This window comes from Kribbella solani (assembly GCF_014205295.1).
In the GTDB taxonomy this organism is placed as follows: Bacteria; Actinomycetota; Actinomycetes; order Propionibacteriales; family Kribbellaceae; genus Kribbella; species Kribbella solani.
Genome location: NZ_JACHNF010000001.1, coordinates 1,169,403 through 1,186,953, shown reverse-complemented (window position 1 = coordinate 1,186,953; position 17,551 = coordinate 1,169,403). Strand labels below are relative to the sequence as shown.

Here is a 17,551-nt window from a genome sequence, read left to right as displayed (position 1 = left end):
GCACCTGTCTATCCTGGCGATCATGACCCGGCTGCTCGTGGTGGACGACGAGGCGACGGTACGTGAGCTGCTGTCGGCGACGCTGCGGTTCGCGGGCTTCGAGGTGACGTCGGCAGCGACCGCTACCGAAGCGGTCACTGCCGCCGTCGCGGAACCGCCGGACCTGGTATTGCTGGACGTGATGCTCCCGGACATGGACGGTTTCGATGTCGTACGGCGCCTCCGTGACCACGGCCCGGTGCCCGTACTGTTCCTGACCGCCCGCGACGGGCAGGCCGACAAGATCCACGGGTTGTCACTCGGCGCGGACGACTACGTGACCAAGCCGTTCGACCTCGAGGAGCTGATCGCGCGCATCCGTGCGGTGCTGCGGCGTACGACAGGCCGGCACAGCGACGTACTGACCGCAGGCCGTCTCGCACTTGATGCCGAAGGCCACCAGCTGACGCGGGACGGTAGCCCGCTCCGGGTCTCCCCCACCGAGTTCCGCCTGCTCCGGTACCTGATGGAGAACGCCGGACGCGTCGTGTCCAAAGCGCAGATCCTTGAGCAGGTGTGGCGCTATGACTTCAACGGAGACACCAGCATCGTGGACACGTACATCTCGTACCTGCGGCGCAAGGTCGACGACGCGGAGCCGAAGCTGATCCACACCGTGCACGGCGTCGGTTACGTGCTCAGGGCCCCCAAGCCATGAGGAAGCTGTCACTGCGCGCCCGGCTGCTGCTACTGACCACCGGGTTGCTGCTCGCCGGGCTCAGCCTCATCAGCGCGGTCGTGTCGCACCAGCTGGAGCGCTATCAGCTGAACCGGCTCGACAGTCAGTTGCGGTCGTTCACCGAGATCATCGCGCAGGTGTCGCCGGGCGGTCCGCAGCCGAACCAACCCGAGCGGCCACAGCTGATCGACCCCGCGCTCGACCTGATCGGCGCACCCTACCTGGCGTACCTGGACGCGAACGGATCGATCATCGGGATGCTCCGCTCGTCCCGCGTTGCCGCCGCCTCCTTTCCTACCGACGCTGAGCTTCGGAAGTTACCGACGGATGGCTCCGCGGTAGCTCTGCCCGCGGCCAACGGACCGGGCCGGTGGCGGGCACTAGCGAGGCGAGGGGTCGGCTGGAGTGGCACTGTGGTCGCCGCGGCGCCACTCACTGATGCCGACGCGACCATCACCCAACTGCGGACCAGCAGCCTGATCACCGGTGCCGCGCTGCTCGTCCTGTTGACCGCCGTCGGCTGGTGGGCGCTCGGACGCGGCCTGCGGCCACTTCGCCGGATCGAGCACACCGCGGCCGCGATCGCCGAAGGTGACCTGACGAGACGTGTACCGGGCATCGCCGCGCCGCGAACCGAGATCGGCCACCTGGCGACCTCACTGAACACGATGCTCGGCCAGCTGGAGCAAGCCTTCACTGATCGAGCGGCGGCCGAGACGCGGATGCGTACGTTCCTGTCCGACGTCAGCCATGAGCTGCGTACGCCACTGGTCGGGATCAAGGGATCGACCGAGCTGTACCGGATGGGCGGATCCGATGCCGATGAGGCGATGAGCCGGATCGACCGCGAGGCCACGCGGCTGACCGGACTGACCGAGGACCTGCTGCTGCTCGCGCAGCTCGACGAGGCGCCCGACGGCCAGCTCGACCGAACCCCGATGGATCTGCGCACGATCGCCAACGACGCGCGGCACGACCTGCGGGCACTCGACCCGTCCAGGCCGGTCACGCTGACCGGCCTCGGAGACGGCGGCGTACCCGGTCCCGCCGCGGTGCTCGGCGACGAGGACCGGCTGCGGCAGGTCGTCACCAACCTGGTCGGCAACGCGGTCGCGCACACGCCGCCCGGTAGCCCGGTCCGGGTCGGCGTCGGTACGTCGGACGGGCAGGCCGTACTGGAGATCGAGGACCGTGGTCAGGGTCTCACCGAGGAGCAGGCCGGTCGCGTCTTCGACCGGTTCTACCGCGCGGATCGATCGCGCAATCACGCGACCGGCGCGAGTACCGGGCTGGGTCTGGCGATCGCGCGGTCCATCGCACGGGCGCACGGTGGCGACCTGGTACTACGGACCGCGCTCGGTGCCGGATCGACCTTCCAGCTGACCGTGCCGGTGTTGTCAGGGCAGGCGGACGTGGGACGGGTTCAGGTCGGCGACGCTGGAGACGCCGAGTAGGGCCATCGTGCGGCGGACCTCCTTGGTCAGGATTTCGGCGGCGCGGGCAACGCCGCGCCGGCCGCCGGCCATCAGGCCGTACAGGTACGCGCGGCCGACCAGGCAGGCGTCCGCGCCGAGGGCGATCGCGGCGACGATGTCCGCGCCGGACATGATGCCGGTGTCGAGGTAGATCTCCGCGTCGCCACCGACCGCCTTGCGTACGTCCGGGAGGATCCGCAGCGGTGTCGGCGCGCGGTCCAGCTGGCGGCCGCCGTGGTTGGACAGCACGACCGCGTCCGCGCCGGCGTCGACCACGCGGCGGGCGTCCTCGACGGTCTGGATGCCCTTCACGATCAGCGGGCCGTCCCAGATCGACCGCAGCCAGTTCAGGTCGTCGATCGTCATCGTCGGGTCGAACAGCTTGTCGAGCAGCTCGGCGACCGTGCCGTCCCAGCTGGACAGCGACGCGAACGTCAGCGGCCGGGTCGTCAGCAGGTTGGCCCACCAGGCGGGGTGCATCGACGCGTCCAGCACCGTCTTCGCGGTGAGCGAAGGCGGGATCGTGAACCCGTTGCGGACATCGCGGAGCCGGGCGCCGGCGACCGGTACGTCGACGGTCAGCATCAGTGCTTCGTACCCGGCGGCGGCGGAGCGCTTGACCAGGTCCTCGCCGGCGTCGCGGTCCTTCCACACGTACAGCTGGAACCACTTGCGCGCGTCCGGCGCGGCGGCGGCGACGTCCTCGATCGAGGTGGTGCCCATCGTGGACAGCGCGTACGGGATGCCGGCGTCCGCCGCGACCTTCACCACCGCGCTCTCGCCCTCGTGGTTCATCATCCGGGTGAAACCGGTCGGCGCGAACGCGAACGGCAGCTCGGAGCGACTGCCCAGGATCGAGGTGCCGAGGTCGATCGCCGACACGTCCCGCAGGATCGACGGCTGCAGCTCCATCTCGGCGAACAGCCGCCGGGCCCGGCGCAGGCTGATCTCGGCCTCGGCGGCGCCGTCGGTGTAGTCGAACACCGAGCGCGGCGTCCGGCGTTTCGCGATCGCGCGCAGGTCGGCGATCGTCAGCGCCTTGTCCAGCCGCCGCTCGGTCGGGTTCACCGTGACCGGCTTCGGCCGCAGCAGCGGCTTCAGCTCGGACCATTTGGGCATCTGGCGATCGGTCATCACAACTCCCGGCTTCGTGTGGTCGGACCACACCCTACCCTGTGGTCCGACCACACAGCTACAGTTGTCCGCGTGAAGAACTACGAGCTGGTCCTGCATCGGGTCGAAGGGGATCTGGCCGCCGGCCGGTTGCGGATCGGGGAGCGGTTACCCGGCGAACGGGTGCTGGCGGAGCAGCTCGGGATCAGCCGGCCGTCGGTGCGGGAGGCAGTCCGGGTACTGGAGGCGATGGGCGTGGTACGAACCGCGACCGGCTCCGGGCCGGATGCTGGCGCGGTGATCGTGGCCGAGCCCGTCTCACCACTGACCGCGGTGCTGAGGTTGCACCTGGCAACCAACCACCTGCCGATGGGTGATGTCGTGCAGACCCGGTTGCTGCTGGAGTCGTGGTCGGCGCGGGAGGCGGCCGGGCGGGAGCTCGCCGCGGATGAGCTCAAGGTTGCCGAAGAGCTGCTCGACCGGATGGACAACACCGAGCTGTCACCGGAGGAGTTCCATCTGCTCGACGCGGAGTTCCATGTCGCGCTGGCAGGCCTGGCTGGGAATGTGCTGATCGCCGCGGTGATGACGTCGTTGCGGTCGGCGATTCACGAGTACGTGCTGGCGGCCGTACCCAACCTGCCGGACTGGGAAGCGACGGCGGTTGGTCTACGGGCCGAGCACCGGGAGATCCTCGACGCGGTACGCGGTGGCGAGGCGGAGCGGGCTGGTGAGTTGGTGGCCGCGCACATCCGGGGGTTCTACCGGGCCGCGCAGTTGTAGCTTCGACTTTGGTCGGTGGTGGAACGAGGGTGGTGGCGCCTACTCTCGGCGGCATGGAGGAGTTGTGCACGCCACCGAAGCCGTCGAAGCGGGTCGACCTGATCGCGACCGTGTCGCTCGGCGTACTCGTGGTGATGACGATCGTCGGGCGATGGTCCGACCCGGGGCACCGGCAGTTCCTGTGGCTCGACATCACGGCCGGGGTGCTTTCGATCGCGCTGATTCCGGTCATCGTCCGCCGGCCGGTGACCGGCGCGCTCGCGCTTGCCGTCCTCGCGGTCTTCTCCCCCGCCGCCACCCCGCCGTCCACCGCCGCGACGCTCAACGTCGCGCTGCGGCGGCCGTGGCGTACCGCGATCCTGGTCGCGGCGGCCGGTACGGTCGCGCATCTGATTCAGGGCCTTCGGCAACCGATCGAGGGGTTGCCGTACTTCTGGTTCGCGGTCCTCGACGTCGTCGTCCACGCGGGCCTGCTCGGTTGGGGCCAGGGCGCGCAGGCGCGGCAGCAGTTGCTGATGTCGTTGCGTGATCGCGCCGTCCGCGCGGAGGCCGAGCAAGGTCGCCGGGTCGCGGAAGCACGGACCTTGGAGCGTACGAAGATGGCGCGCGAGATGCATGACGTACTCGCGCACCGGTTGTCCCTGCTGGCCACGTACGCGGGCGCGCTCGAGTACCGGCCGGACTCGTCGCCCGCGAAGCTCGCGAAGGCGGCCGGCGTGATCCGGACCGGCGTACACCAGGCCCTGGACGAGTTGCGTGAGGTGATCAGCGTGCTCCGCGACGACACGGACCTCGAAGATCTGCCTGGCGGGCGGCCGCAGCCGACGTTCGGCGATCTGCGCGCGCTGGTCGACGAGTCACGCGACGCCGGGACCGCGGTCGCGTACGACGACCGGGTGGCCGACTCCGCTTCGTTGCCGCCCGCAACGGGGCGTACGGCGTACCGGATCGTCCAGGAAGGGCTGACGAACGCGCGCAAACATGCCGCCGGTCACCCGGTGACGGTGCTGGTGACAGGCCGGCCTGGCGACGGGTTGCGGATCGAGCTGACCAACCCCGCCGTGAACGGCACGCCGCTGGCGCCGGGCAGCGGGACCGGACTCGTCGGACTGACCGAGCGCGTACAGCTGGCCGGTGGCACGCTGGACCACGGACGGGTGCCCGGTGGCGGCTTTCGCCTCCAGGCCTCGCTACCGTGGCCCCATGAATGAACAGCCTGGTATCCGGGTCCTGGTGGTGGACGACGACGCACTGGTCCGCGCCAGCCTGGAGATGATGCTCGACGGAGCGAACGGGATCTCCGTTGTCGGCCAGGCCGCGGACGGCGACGAGGTACCTGCCGCCGTCGACGCGCACTTCCCCGATGTCGTACTGATGGATCTGCGGATGCCGCGCGTGGACGGCATCGTCGCGACCAAGCGGCTGCGGGCGCGGACCAACCCGCCGGAAGTCGTGGTGCTGACCACGTTCGACACCGACGAGAACGTGCTGCACGCGCTGCGCGCCGGGGCCAGTGGGTTCCTGCTCAAGGACACGCCGCCGCCGCAGATCGTCGACGCGGTCCGGCGGGTCGCGGCCGGTGACCCGATCCTGTCCCCCGCGATCACCCGGCGGCTAATGGACCGCGCCGCCACCCAGGCCGACGCGCACACGATCGCGCGGCAGAAGCTGGAGCGGCTGTCACCTCGCGAGTACGACGTGATGCTGGCCGTCGCGCAGGGCAAGGCGAACGCGCAGATCGCCACCGAGCTGTTCATGAGTCTGGCCACGGTGAAGGCGCACATCTCGCATATCCTGACCAAGCTCGAGCTGGGGAACCGGACCCAGATCGCGCTGCTCGCCCATGACGCGGGGCTGGCATAGGCTCCCGGCATGATCAGGGTGCTGCTGGCGGACGATCAGGCGTTGGTACGAGCCGGGTTCCGGTCGCTGCTGAACGCCGAGGACGACATCACGGTGATCGGTGAAGTGTCGGACGGCGCCGAGGCGGTAGTGGTGGCGCGGGCCGAGAAGCCGGATGTGGTGCTGATGGACATCCGGATGCCCGGGACCGACGGATTGGAGGCCACCCGGGAGATCGGCGCGGACCCGGAGCTGGCCGGCGTACACGTGGTGATCCTGACTACGTTCGATCTGGACGAGTACGTGTTCGAGGCGCTGCGGGTCGGGGCGAGTGGGTTCTTGGTGAAGGACACCGAGCCGGTCGAGCTGTTGCAGGCGGTACGGGTTGTCGCGCGGGGTGATGCGCTGCTGTCACCTGGGGTGACACGGACGCTGGTGGCCGAGTTCGCGTCGCGCAGCCGACAGCCCCATGCCAGCAAGGAGCTGGACGTACTGACTGAACGCGAGAAGGAGATCGTCGCTCTGGTCGGCGAGGGCTTGTCCAACGACGAGATCGCCGCCCGGCTCGTACTCAGCCCGGCAACCGCCAAAACCCACGTCAGCCGAGCCATGATCAAACTCGGCGTACGCGACCGCGCCCAACTGGTAGTACTCGCCTACCAAACCGGCCTGGTCCGCCCCGGCTGGCTGGGTTGACCCTCTAGTAGGTGCAAGGCCGAGGCTGGTCGGCATGGAGCATCTGGAAGACATCATGGCCGCGGTGGAGCTTGGCCGATCAGGCGATCGCGCTGCTGCTCGCGAGCGGTTGACCCTGTTCTGGGAGTCAGCCAATGACCAGCAGGCGCGGTGTGTCATCGCGCATTACCTGGCAGATGTGCAGGACGAGACGGCCGACGAACTCAGCTGGGACCTACGGGCGCTGGAGGCGGTGGAGGACGAGCTGTGGTTACCGTCACTCCACCTCAACCTCGCCGACGACTACCGCCGCCTGCAACAAGCCGAACTCGCCCACCAGCACCTGCTGCTCGCCCGCGAACACCTCGGCCAGCTACCCGACGACGGCTATGGCAACCTCATCCGCGCTGGAGTGCAGCACGTAGCTGATGCACTAGCAGTCGGAGATACCCAGCGCCTGGAGAGCAGTCCCAGTACCTGAGTACTCCGGCCGTGGTAGGTGCATGCACTCCCCCAAGGTGACGCGGGGCGGCGGCTGCGGCGCGCGGCAGAGTTGTTGGTGGGGTTACCCGAGACCAGCGTGCACCAGGGCTAGTTCGCAGAACATGGCGTTGGCCCAGGAGAACCACTCGCGGGTGTACTGGGTGGGGTCGTCCACGTCGAAGCCTTCGTGCATGTGGCCGGTGTCGCCGGTGGTGTCTCGGAGTAGTTCGAGGAGGTGCTGACGTTCGGCGGGGGCCGTACTGGAGATGCCCTGGACGGCCAGCGCGATGTGCCAGATGTAGCGCGGGGGCGTGTGCGGGCTGCCGATGCCGGCCGCGGCGGTTCCGCTGTAGTAGTAGGGGTTTTCGGGACTTAGCAAGAGGTTGCGGGTCGCCAGGTAGGTCGGATCGTCGGCGGCCGCGTAACCGGTCAGCGGGATTCCCAGCAAGCTCGGCATGTTCGCGTCGTCCATCAGCAGGGCAGCACCCAGCCCGTCGACCTCGTACGCGAACACCCGCCCGTGGACGGGATGATCGACAGTGCCGTGCTGCCCGATCCCCTCGTCGATCTCCGCCTTCAGCGCCTTCGCGCGGTCCGCGAGCGGCTCGTCCCGGAGCACCTCGGTGGCGATCTCCTGCAAGTACCCGAGCACCACCGACGCGAACATGTTGCCGGGTACGTTGAATCCCAGCTCGGTCGCGTCGTCACTGGGCCGGAACGCGCTCCACGACATCCCGGTCGGCCGCGTCAACCGCCCACGCCCATCCCGTACCAGCGTGTCCGACGGCCGGTCGTCATGCCGCTGGAACCGGTACGGCGACCGCGCTTCGTGGTCCTGCTCCACCGTCCACAGCTCGACGATCGCCTCGGCGGCGGCGCGGTACCGCTGGTCGATCACGTCCGCGCGCCCGGTGATCCGCCACAGCCGGTACGCCAGCTCGAGCGGGAAGCACAGCGAGTCGATCTCGTACTTCCGCTCCCACACCCACGGCGACATCTCGGTCTCGTCGGTGACGTGCCCGGCGCCGTTCGCTTCCTGGTTGAACGCATTCGCGTACGGGTCGAGCACCACGTACTCGAGCTGCCGGTGCAGCACCCCGATCAGTACGTCCTGCAACCCCGGATCGTCCTTGCACAGCAGCAGATACGGGCGCAGCTGCGCGGCCGAGTCACGCAGCCACATCGCCGGGATGTCGCCGGTGAGCACGAACGTGGTCCCGTCCGGCAGCCGCTCCGCGACCGCGGGCAGGTTCTCGGCCATCGAGCGCCGGAACATCGCCGCGATCGTCTCGTCGCCGGTGGCCCGCTGGACGGCCGCCGTGGCGCGGGCGAGGACCTCGGGGTCGATCATGAACACATCACCTTTCACCGACAAGTGCCAACGAGGGGTTGGGAGAGAACGTCTGATCCAGTACCAGGCTGCCGGCGCCGATCGCGCCGACGTCCGCGCCGAGCGCCGTACCGGTGACCTCGAACGGATGTACCGACCGGAGCAGGAACCGCCCGTCGAGCGCGGCCCGGACCGCGTCGCCGAGCACCGGCGCAAGCTGCTCCCAGTGCGGTCCGCCGAACACCACGCGGTCCAGGTCGAGCAGGTTCGCGATGTCTTCGACCACCTTCGCGATCCGCCCGGCCAGCGTGGCGATGAGGTCCCTGGGTACGCCGGAACCGTCCGCGGCCAGCCTGCACAACCGCGAGAACGCCGTGTCCACCGCCTGCCGATCGTCCAGATCGATGCCCTGGGCAAGCACTCCGGCCTGGACCGCCTGCTGCACCAGGTACCGCGGCTGACTCGACTCGCCGACGCAACCGCGCCGCCCGCAGTAGCAGACCGGGCCGTCCGGGTCGACGATCACGTGACCGATCTCGCCGACATTGCTGGACGAACCGCGGACCACTTCGTCGCCGATCACCAGCCCGGCGCCGACCCCGGTACCGAGGTAGAAGAACACGAAGCTGCCGCCCTGCCCGGCCCACTTCTCCGCGGAGGCGGCGGCGGTGACGTCCTTGTCCAGCACGACCGGCAGCCCGGTACGCCGCTGCAACTCGTCGCGTAACGGAACCCGGTGCCAGGCGGAAAGGTTCGGCGGGTCGACGACCATGCCACGCTCGACGTCGATCGGTCCCGGCGCCGCGATGCCGACCCCGGTGACCCGGTCGCGTGCCGCGCCGGCCTCGCTGATCGCGTCCTCGATCGTCTTCGCGATGCCGTCGATCAGAACTCCAGGCTCGTCGGCGACCTGGTCGACCGGCCGCCGCGCGACCACTTCACCGGTCAGGTCGAGCAGTACGACCGTGACGACGGAGGGGTCGAGGTGTACGCCGACCGCGTACTGGCCGGTCGGCTCCAGCTCGAGCAGGGTTCGCGGTTTGCCCAGGCCGGCGCCGCGGAGGCGGCCGGCTTCGCGGACCAGGCCGGCGTCGAGGAGCCGGCGCGCGATGTTCGAGATCGCCTGGCCGGACAGACCGGTCGCCTCGGCCAGCTCGACCCGGCTGAGCTGCTCGCTCCGCCGGATGGCGTCCAGCACGACCGCGTCGTTGAAACCGCCGACGCGGTCCAGGTTCGTACCTCGCCTAGCCACGCGGGTCCGCACCCCACGGACGGGACCAGTCGTACCGAACGGCCTCATCCCCCGCCCGCCACGCGTTCGGGGTGGTGTTCTCCAGCCAGTCCGTCGGCTCGATGCCGCCGGGGGTACCACCATCCAGCGCCAGCCGGATGCCGTCCCGCAACGCCTGGTCCGTCCGCGAGGTCCGCGCCGCCGGATCGATCGACAAGAACAGTGCGGTACCAGAGCGGGCGATCAGGTCGAGGAACTGTTCATTCAGCTCCCACGGCGTTTCCGGCGTACACGGCACGCAGTCGGCGTCCACCGCGAAGAAGCGGTTGTGCTGCGGGAGCCGGAACGCGAGTGTGTTCACACCCATCTTCCGGGTCCGTTCCCAGTCCCGGCCGGATGTGTCGTCGCCGGTGCGCTGCACGTCGACCAGACCGGCGGCGAGGTGACCGACGGTGTTGCATCCGATCAGTACGACGCCGTCTGCCGCGGCGCGGATCTCCCGGTAGAACGCGAGCACGATCTCGGCGGTGGTCCGGGCCGGGTCGTGGAACTGCCAGCCGTTGTCGGTCAGCCGTGATCCCATCGCGGGTCCGAAGTCGCCGAACACGTCGTACGTACTGAAGTCGTGCTTGACCAGCTCGAAACCCCAGTCCTTGAACCGCCGCAGATCCGCGCGTACGCCGTCGAGCACCTCCGGGCGGGACGGGTCGAGCGCGCGCCCGGGCTTGTCGTGCGGACCGGCCGACGCCCATCGACTGGGCTCGCGGACCAGCAGCGGGCGGAACCACAGACCGGGTCGCGCGCCGATCGCCTTGATCGCCGCCGCCGTACCGGCGAGGTCGTCGAAGACACCCGGCGTGCCGCGATCCCACGGGCCGCCGGACGCGATCCCGCCCGGGTACCAGCCGTCGTCGACGACGCTGAACGGCTTGACCGGATGACCGTCCGCGAGTTCGGCGATCGTGGTCGCGTCCTGGAGAACGGCCTTCTCGTCGAAGTTCTCGCCGTACGCGTAGTACCAGTTGTTCGCGCCGACGACAGGCCCGGCCACCGGCGCGGGCTCAGGTCGCGCCGGTAGCCGGGTGCTCATGGTGGCGACCGCCGCCTGCAGGGTCTGCCAGGGCGTGCCCGCGTCCGCGAAGCCGCGTACGGTCGCGGCGCGCAGCGTGCGTCCGTTCAAGTGCGTGGGCCCGCCGCCGTTTCGCAGGTCGAGCCACAAGGTGAATCCGTCGCCGTCGACCGTCCACGAACAGAACGCGTTCGGCTGTACGTCGACTCCGGCGCCGGTGGTCGTACCGGTGTGCGGGTCGTGGACGAGGAAGTACCACGGCAGCAGGCGTTCCGGTTGCCGATGACGCCATTGCAGGTCGCCGTACGAGCGTTCCCAGGCGTCGCCGAGGATCAGCGCGCCGGCCGGGAGCCGTTCGGTCCAGCGCAGCGCGACCCGGCTGATCCGCGTCGCGGTCACCTCGACCGTGCCGTCCGCCCAGCTGACCTCGACGCCGGCCGCCGAGCGGGTGAGCTCGTCCGAAGGGTCGACCTGGACGAAGACAGCACTCGGTTCCCGCACCAGACCCCCTCGACGCCGACTTTCCCCAGAGACTTTAGTTAGTGCTTCTCGCGCCGGTCAAGGCGGAAATCGCGGCCACCAGGCGATCGACCTCGGACTGGTCAGTGTAGGGGGCGAGGCCCGCCCGGACGGCGCCTTCGGGACCTAGGCCGAGGTGTCGCGCCGGCTCGTACGCGTAGAACGAACCTGCCGGGGCGTTCACTCCGGCCGCGGCGAGATGCTCCGCGACGGCGGCCGGGCCGTGGCCGTCGACCGTGAAGAGCAGGGTCGGCGTACGGCGCGCGGCATGCCCGTACAGCATGACCCCGGGAAGCGCGGCAAGACGCGCTTCGAGATCGTCGCGGAGCGCGTCCTCGTACGCCTCGACCAGTTCGAGCGAGCTGGTCAGGCGCTCCCGGCGGGTGGTGCCCGTACCGCCGAGTCCGGCCAGGAAGTCGACCGCGGCGGTAGTGCCGGCGAGCAGTTCGTACGGCAAGGTGCCGAGCTCGAATCGCTCCGGTACGGCATCCGTCGACGGGAGCAACTTGTCCGGGTGAAGCGATTCCAGGAGCTCGGGCGCCGCGGTCAGTACGCCCAGGTGCGGGCCGAAGAACTTGTACGGCGAGCAGGCGTAGAAGTCCGCGTACGTGGCGTCGATCGGGACGTGCGCGGTCAGATGCACACCGTCGACGTACAGCAACGCACCGGCGGCATGAACCTGCTCCGCGATCCGCTGCGTGTCCGGCCGCGTGCCGAGCAGGTTGGACGCACCGGTGACCGCGACCAGCCGAGTGCGGTCCGAGAGCAGCGGCGCGATGTCGTCCAACTCGGAGGTTTCGCGGTCGAAACCGAGCCAGGTGACCGTGACACCGGCGGCGTCGGCGGCCTGCACCCACGGCCGGACGTTCGCGTCGTGGTCGAGCCGGGTGACGATCACCTCGTCGCCCACGTTCCAGGTCTTCGCGAGGGTCCGGGAGAAGTCGTACGTCAGCTGCGTCATGCTGCGGCCGAACACGATGCCCCGCGCGCTGGTGCCGAGCAGGTCGGCCATCGCCTCCCGGGCGGCGATCACGATCTCGTCGGCGCGGCGCTCGGCCGCCGTCAGCCGGCCGCGGTTGGCGAGCGCCGACGTCATCGTCCGCGCGACCGCGTCGGCGACCACCTGCGGAGTCTGCGAACCGCCCGGACCGTCGAAATGCGCGGCGCCCTCGTCGAGCGCGGGGAACTGCTTGCGGACCGCCACCACGTCGAAGCCACTCATGCGCGTCATCCTTCCACTGTGCCGTCCCTGCTGCCCGAATCCGGATAAAGATGCACGAACTGTCGGTTCGGTAGTGCAGGATGTCAGGAGTGAGCATGGTAACGACTCCTGACAGCACGATCGACCGGCCGGCCGTCAAAGCCTGGCTTCCGACCATGCTGGCGCTGGCAGCCATCTGGGGCTGCAGCTTCCTTTTCATCTCGGTGGGCGTCCGCGAACTCCCCCCGCTCTACCTCGCCCTCGGGCGCGTACTCGCGGGCGCGGTCGTGCTACTCGCGATCCTGCTGGTGAAGCGCGAGCCGCTGCCGCGTACGCGGCGGGTCTGGGCGCACTCGTTCGTCGTCGGCGCGATCGGCTCGGCGATCCCGTGGACCCTGTTCGGGTACGGCGAGGAACGCATCCCGTCCTTGCTGGCCGGAATCTGGAACGGCATCACCCCGCTGATCGTGCTGCCGATCGCGGTGCTGATCTTCCGGACCGAGAAGTTCTCACTGCAGCGCGGCGCCGGGCTGATGATCGGCTTCATCGGCATGCTGATCGTCCTCGGCGCCTGGCGCGTGAACAGCGGCGCCGACCTGACCGGGCAGGGCCTGTGCATGCTTGCAGCCGTCTTCTACGGGCTCGCGATCCCTTACCAGAAACGGTTTCTGGCCGGCACGACCCTGTCCGGGACGGCGCTGTCGGCCAGCTTGTTGCTCTGCGCAACGGTTCAGCTGGCGATCGTCGCCCCGCTGGTGACCCGCCAGGCACCGCCCGCGCCGTGGTCGCTGTCCCCCGAGGTCGTGCTGAGCGTGATCGCGCTCGGCGCGCTCGGCAGCGGGCTCGCGTTCGTCCTGAACATGCGCAACATCCGGCTGATCGGAGCCAGCCGGTCGTCGATGGTCACGTACCTGATGCCGGTGTTCTCGATCCTGGTCGGCGTGATCGTCCTCCGCGAGCACATCACCTGGTACCAGCCGGTCGGCGGGCTGGTCGTCCTGTTCGGCGTGGCCGTCTCGCAGGGCGTACTCAGGCGGCGCGCTTCACGAGGTTAGGCACTGCCGCGACGATGACGGCGGCCAGCGCGAGGAAGGTACCCGCGACGACCGGCAAGGTGACGGCCTTGTCGGCGGCCGGGAGCCAGAGGTCGACGGCCAGGCTGGCGATCAGCTGACCGGCGATCGTGGCGAGGCCGAGGATGAAGACGCCGACCACCCGGACCACCGCGGCCGCCGCGCTGATGTAGATCACGCCGCAGGCGCCGCCGAAGTACAGCCACGGCTCCGAGGGCAGGTGGTGCGGGGCGCCGCGGACGACCAGGTCGGCCAGGAACACGATCAGCAAGGCGGCGAAACCGACCAGGAAGTTCACGACTCCGGCGGCGATCGCGCCGTACCCGTCCGGGGAGGCCGTGCGGGCGACGCGGCCGTTGATGGCCTGCTGGACCGCGGTGCCGAGGCCGCCGATCGCGGGGAGGATCGCGAGCAGCAGGCCGGAGGGGTGACTGAGTTGGTCGGAGACGGCGAGTACGACCGCGGCGAGGGCGCCGAGCGCGCCGACTACGCGGAGGGGCGTGACCGGCTGTGGGCCCGCGGGGCCGAAGCCGGCGCGGTCGACGATCAGGCTGGCGAAACCCTGGCCCGCGACGATCGCGACCGTGAAGACCGCGACGCCGATGATGGAGACGGTGATCGACTGGGTGGCGACCAGATAGGCGCCGGCGATGCCGCCGAGACACTGCCACCAGCGGAGCCCACCTCCGGGGTCGCGGATGGTGGTCCAGACCATGCCGAGGGCGTGGCGTACGCGCGGGATGAGCGCGCTGACGATCAGTAGGAGGAGCAGGCCGGAGCCGAACGAGATGAGCGCCGCGGGTACGCCATCGCCGAGGACACCGCCGAGTTCACCGTTCAAGCGCGACTGGACGGCGACGAGCATGCCGATCCCGAACGCGGCGACCAGGCCGACGAGCTGGTGCCGCCGGGTCGAGACGGCTGGGCGGGTGGCGGTTGTTGTCACGTCACTATCATGACCGTTCGCCGGGTGGCGCCTGACAGCAGGTCGCGTTGTCAGGTACGACGGATCAATGCGAGGTACATCGCGTCGGTGCCGTGGAGGTGCGGCCAGAGCTGGACGTCGGGTCCGGCGCCGAGGTCCGGTACGCCTGGGAACAGGTCGCGGGCGTCCTCCAGCTGGGCGTCGCTCCGTCGGGCGAGAACCGCGTCGACCACGGCGCGGGTTTCGTCCGGGTGCGGCGAGCAGGTGACGTACGCGACGACACCGCCCGGGCGGACCGAGGTGATCGCCGAGTCGAGCAGGTTCTCCTGGAGGGGGCGCAGCTCGCGGACGTCATCCGGCGTACGCCGCCACCGCGCCTCCGGCCGCCGCCGCAGCGCGCCCAGCCCGCTGCATGGAACGTCCGCCAGCACCCGATCGAACGAGCCCGCCGGCCACGTCGGCTTGGTCCCGTCCCCCACCAGAACCTTGTGATCACCCGGAATCGCACGAAGATTGGCCCGCACCAACTCCGCCCGATGCTTCAACGGCTCAACCGCAGTCAACCGCCCAGCACCCGCCGCAGGCGCTCCCCCGCGCCCCACCCCACGCTGTTCAACCAGCGCGGCGAGCAGTGCGGATTTCCCACCAGGTCCTGCGCACAGGTCGAGCCAGTCGGCGTCGTCTCCTTCGAGTCGTGCCGACGCGAGGGCGAGTGCGACCAACTGAGATCCCTCGTCCTGCACACCTGCTCGGCCGGTCGCGACCGCCTCGATTCGGCCCGGGTCACCGCCGCCTTCGAGCACCGCGCCGTACGGTGACCAGCGCGCCGGCGCGGCACCAGCGCGTACCAACTCGTCCACATCCGACAACCCAGGCCGGGCCACCAACGTCACCCGCGGCGGCTCGTTGTCAGCGGCAAGCAGATCTTCCAGCCCGTCCGCACCGTCGCCCAGCGCCCGATCGAACGCCTCGATCACCCACCGCGGATGCGCGTCGGCAACCGCCAGGTGACCGATCAGATCCTCCTCGACCGACGGAGCAGCAGCCGCAATCCACTGATCCAGCGACCGCTGGCTGATCTTGCGAAGAACAGCGTTCACCAGCCCCGTACGCTTCTGACCCAGCTCCGAGCGCGTCAGCGTGACCATCTCGGACACCGCCGCGTACGAGTCGACGCGCATGTTCAGCAGCTGATGACCACCGAGCCGCAACAGATCGAGCAGCTCTGGATCCAGATCCTCCAGCCGCCGCGAAACACTCCGCGCCAGGAACACGTCGTACGTGCCTTGCCAACGCAAGGTCCCGTGCACCAGCTCCGTACAGAACGCGGCGTCGCGCCCACCGAGCCGCGCCTCGCGCAGCGCCTTGTTCAGCGCGAGGTTCGCGTACCCACCTTCCGCGGTGACCTGCCGGATGACCTGGTACGCGACCTTCCGGACCCGATCCGGCCCGCGCTGCGCCCCGCGATTTCGAGGAGACCGATCACTCACGCGCTCGGACCCAGCCGATCCTCGCCGGTCAGCCGGATGCCGCGCGCCCAGTCCGCCGCGGCCATCGGCTTCTTGCCCTGCGGCTGCACCGTCACCAGCTCGACCGCCTTGCTTCCGGTCCCGGCCTTGACGCTCGACTTCGTCGCCTGCAACTCGCCCGGTTTCAGGTCGTCGTCGGTGAGGCGTACGGCCAGCACCTTCAGCCGCTCGCCGCGGAACGTCGTCCACGCGCCCGGCGCCGGGTTGCACCCGCGAACCAGCCGATCCACCCGCCGCGCCGGCGCGGTCAGATCCAGCTCCGCGTCCTCGACATTGAGCTTCGGCGCCAGCGTCACCCCGTCGGCCGGCTGCTCGCGCGCCTCCAGCACACCCGCCTCGATCCCGTCGAGCGTGTCGACCAGCAGCTTCGCGCCGGACACCGCGAGCCGGTTCAGCAAGTCACCGGACGTGTCCTCCGGGCCGATCGGTTCGGTGAGTACGCCGTACACCGGGCCGGCGTCGAGCGCCTTCACGATCCGGAACGTACTCGCGCCGGTCACGTCGTCACCGGAGATGATCGAATGCTGCACCGGCGCGGCACCACGCCAGGCGGGCAGTACCGAGAAGTGCAGGTTGATCCAGCCGTGCGGCGGAATGTCGAGCGCGGCCTGCGGCAGGAGACCGCCGTACGCGACCACCGGGCAGCAGTCCGGCGCGATCTCCCGCAGCCGGGCCAGGAACTCCGGGTCACTGGGCTTCACCGGCTTCAGGATCTCGATGCCGCCGAGTTCCTCCGCGTACTGCGCGACCGGCGACGCGACCAGCTTCCGGCCGCGGCCCGCGGGCGCGTCCGGGCGGGTGACGACGCCGACCAACTCGTGGCGGCCGGCAACGATCGCCTTGAGCGCGGTGACGGCGGGCTCAGGGGTACCGGCAAAGACGACTCTCAAAGGCCGAATCCGTTCGTGGGGTGGGGCGAGACCTTGATCTGCGGTTGACCGTACAGCCCGGAGAGACCGGACCATTCGGCCTCGCGGATCGCCTTCATCGCCTGTTTGCGGGTCTCCCGGTCGAGCCGGTCGACGAACAGGACGCCGTCCAGGTGGTCGGTCTCGTGCTGGATGCAGCGGGCGAGCAGGTCCGAACCCTCGATCACCACCGGGTCGCCGTACATGTTGAAGCCCTTCGCGATCACCGCCTGGGCGCGGCGGCAGTCGAAGGTCAGGCCGGGGATCGAGAGGCAGCCCTCGGGGCCGAACTGCTCGTCGGCCGACAGGGACAGCTCGGGGTTGATCAGGTGCCCGAGTTCACCCTCCACGTGGTACGTGAACACCCGCAGCCCGACGCCGATCTGCGGCGCGGCCAGGCCGGATCCGGGCGCGTCCTGCATGGTGTCGGTCAGGTCCGCGACCAGGCGGCGCAGCTCGGCGTCGAAATCGACTACCGGTTCTGCCTTGGTGATCAGCACGGGGTCGCCGAACAGGCGGATGGGTTGGACCGACACAGACTCTCCACACAGGTTCCACGGACCGGGACCGGGCAAGTCTAGTGCGGGCCCTGCTGGGATTCAGGAGCTAGGCCCCCTCCCCATTGTTGCCTCAAGCACGTACTGTGGTCCCAGGCGTACCCTCAGTCACTGCCGTCA

Annotated in this window: 17 protein-coding genes; 8 read left to right on the top strand and 9 right to left on the bottom strand. The window is 69.7% G+C overall.

Translation table 11 applies throughout. From position 1 onward, the window contains the following. Positions 1-22: 22 nt before the first annotated feature. On the top strand, positions 23-697 hold the full coding sequence (locus HDA44_RS05200) for a response regulator transcription factor (RefSeq protein WP_184831795.1): 675 nt from the start codon (positions 23-25) through the stop codon (positions 695-697). Further along, positions 694-2,172, top strand: coding sequence for a sensor histidine kinase (locus HDA44_RS05195; RefSeq protein WP_184831793.1), 1,479 nt, complete (start codon positions 694-696; stop codon positions 2,170-2,172). The genes HDA44_RS05200 and HDA44_RS05195 overlap by 4 nt, the downstream gene beginning before the upstream one ends. Here HDA44_RS05195 and HDA44_RS05190 read toward each other — a convergent pair. Then, complete coding sequence (locus HDA44_RS05190; protein ID WP_202887174.1) at positions 2,116-3,327, bottom strand: alpha-hydroxy acid oxidase; 1,212 nt, start codon at positions 3,325-3,327, stop codon at positions 2,116-2,118. The two genes, HDA44_RS05195 and HDA44_RS05190, sit on opposite strands and share 57 nt — an antisense overlap. A 72-nt stretch (positions 3,328-3,399) precedes the next feature. Here HDA44_RS05190 and HDA44_RS05185 point away from each other — a divergent pair, with 72 nt between their 5' ends. From HDA44_RS05185 to HDA44_RS05165, 5 genes are read left to right on the top strand one after another with little or no spacing between them, the layout of a single operon-like run. Continuing rightward, positions 3,400-4,089, top strand: a complete 690-nt coding sequence (locus tag HDA44_RS05185) for an FCD domain-containing protein (RefSeq protein WP_184831789.1) — start codon at positions 3,400-3,402, stop codon at positions 4,087-4,089. Between the two features lie 53 nt (positions 4,090-4,142). Continuing rightward, positions 4,143-5,300, top strand: coding sequence for a sensor histidine kinase (locus HDA44_RS05180; RefSeq protein WP_184831787.1), 1,158 nt, complete (start codon positions 4,143-4,145; stop codon positions 5,298-5,300). Then, complete coding sequence (locus tag HDA44_RS05175) at positions 5,293-5,952, top strand: response regulator (RefSeq protein ID WP_184831785.1); 660 nt, start codon at positions 5,293-5,295, stop codon at positions 5,950-5,952. Before HDA44_RS05180 ends, HDA44_RS05175 begins: the two co-directional genes overlap by 8 nt. 9 nt (positions 5,953-5,961) lie before the next feature. Next, complete coding sequence (locus tag HDA44_RS05170; RefSeq protein WP_184831783.1) at positions 5,962-6,627, top strand: response regulator; 666 nt, start codon at positions 5,962-5,964, stop codon at positions 6,625-6,627. Positions 6,628-6,661: 34 nt separating this feature from the next. Next, complete coding sequence (locus tag HDA44_RS05165) at positions 6,662-7,087, top strand: hypothetical protein (RefSeq protein ID WP_184831781.1); 426 nt, start codon at positions 6,662-6,664, stop codon at positions 7,085-7,087. A gap of 84 nt (positions 7,088-7,171) precedes the next feature. On the opposite strand, the gene HDA44_RS05160 is transcribed toward HDA44_RS05165, so the two are convergent. The 4 genes from HDA44_RS05160 to HDA44_RS05145 are packed head-to-tail and all read right to left on the bottom strand — an operon-like array spanning position 7,172 to position 12,469. Further along, the gene (locus tag HDA44_RS05160) at positions 7,172-8,440 is read right to left on the bottom strand and encodes a glycoside hydrolase family 125 protein (protein WP_184831779.1); all 1,269 of its coding nucleotides are present in this window, start codon (positions 8,438-8,440) and stop codon (positions 7,172-7,174) included. 7 nt (positions 8,441-8,447) lie between these two features. Further along, the gene (locus tag HDA44_RS05155; RefSeq protein ID WP_337905643.1) at positions 8,448-9,671 is read right to left on the bottom strand and encodes an ROK family transcriptional regulator; all 1,224 of its coding nucleotides are present in this window, start codon (positions 9,669-9,671) and stop codon (positions 8,448-8,450) included. Next, positions 9,664-11,220 (bottom strand): alpha-amylase family protein, encoded by a 1,557-nt coding sequence (locus HDA44_RS05150; protein WP_184831776.1) that lies wholly within the window; start codon positions 11,218-11,220, stop codon positions 9,664-9,666. The genes HDA44_RS05155 and HDA44_RS05150 overlap by 8 nt, the downstream gene beginning before the upstream one ends. Positions 11,221-11,254: 34 nt before the next feature. Further along, on the bottom strand, positions 11,255-12,469 hold the full coding sequence (locus HDA44_RS05145) for a cysteine desulfurase-like protein (RefSeq protein WP_238352365.1): 1,215 nt from the start codon (positions 12,467-12,469) through the stop codon (positions 11,255-11,257). A gap of 86 nt (positions 12,470-12,555) precedes the next feature. Between HDA44_RS05145 and HDA44_RS05140 the strand changes: the two genes are divergently transcribed. Continuing rightward, on the top strand, positions 12,556-13,494 hold the full coding sequence (locus tag HDA44_RS05140) for a DMT family transporter (RefSeq protein WP_238352364.1): 939 nt from the start codon (positions 12,556-12,558) through the stop codon (positions 13,492-13,494). On the opposite strand, the gene HDA44_RS05135 is transcribed toward HDA44_RS05140, so the two are convergent. The 4 genes from HDA44_RS05135 to def are packed head-to-tail and all read right to left on the bottom strand — an operon-like array spanning position 13,469 to position 17,410. After that, a complete protein-coding gene (locus tag HDA44_RS05135; RefSeq protein WP_184831773.1) occupies positions 13,469-14,458 on the bottom strand; it encodes a DMT family transporter in 990 nt (329 codons plus the stop codon). The two genes, HDA44_RS05140 and HDA44_RS05135, sit on opposite strands and share 26 nt — an antisense overlap. 50 nt (positions 14,459-14,508) lie before the next feature. After that, a complete protein-coding gene (locus tag HDA44_RS05130; protein WP_184831771.1) occupies positions 14,509-15,927 on the bottom strand; it encodes an RsmB/NOP family class I SAM-dependent RNA methyltransferase in 1,419 nt (472 codons plus the stop codon). After that, positions 15,924-16,856: a methionyl-tRNA formyltransferase gene (gene fmt / locus HDA44_RS05125; protein WP_184831769.1), complete on the bottom strand. Its 933-nt coding sequence runs from the start codon at positions 16,854-16,856 to the stop codon at positions 15,924-15,926. Before fmt ends, HDA44_RS05130 begins: the two co-directional genes overlap by 4 nt. Next, complete coding sequence (gene def / locus HDA44_RS05120; RefSeq protein ID WP_184831767.1) at positions 16,853-17,410, bottom strand: peptide deformylase; 558 nt, start codon at positions 17,408-17,410, stop codon at positions 16,853-16,855. Before def ends, fmt begins: the two co-directional genes overlap by 4 nt. Positions 17,411-17,551: the final 141 nt, after the last annotated feature.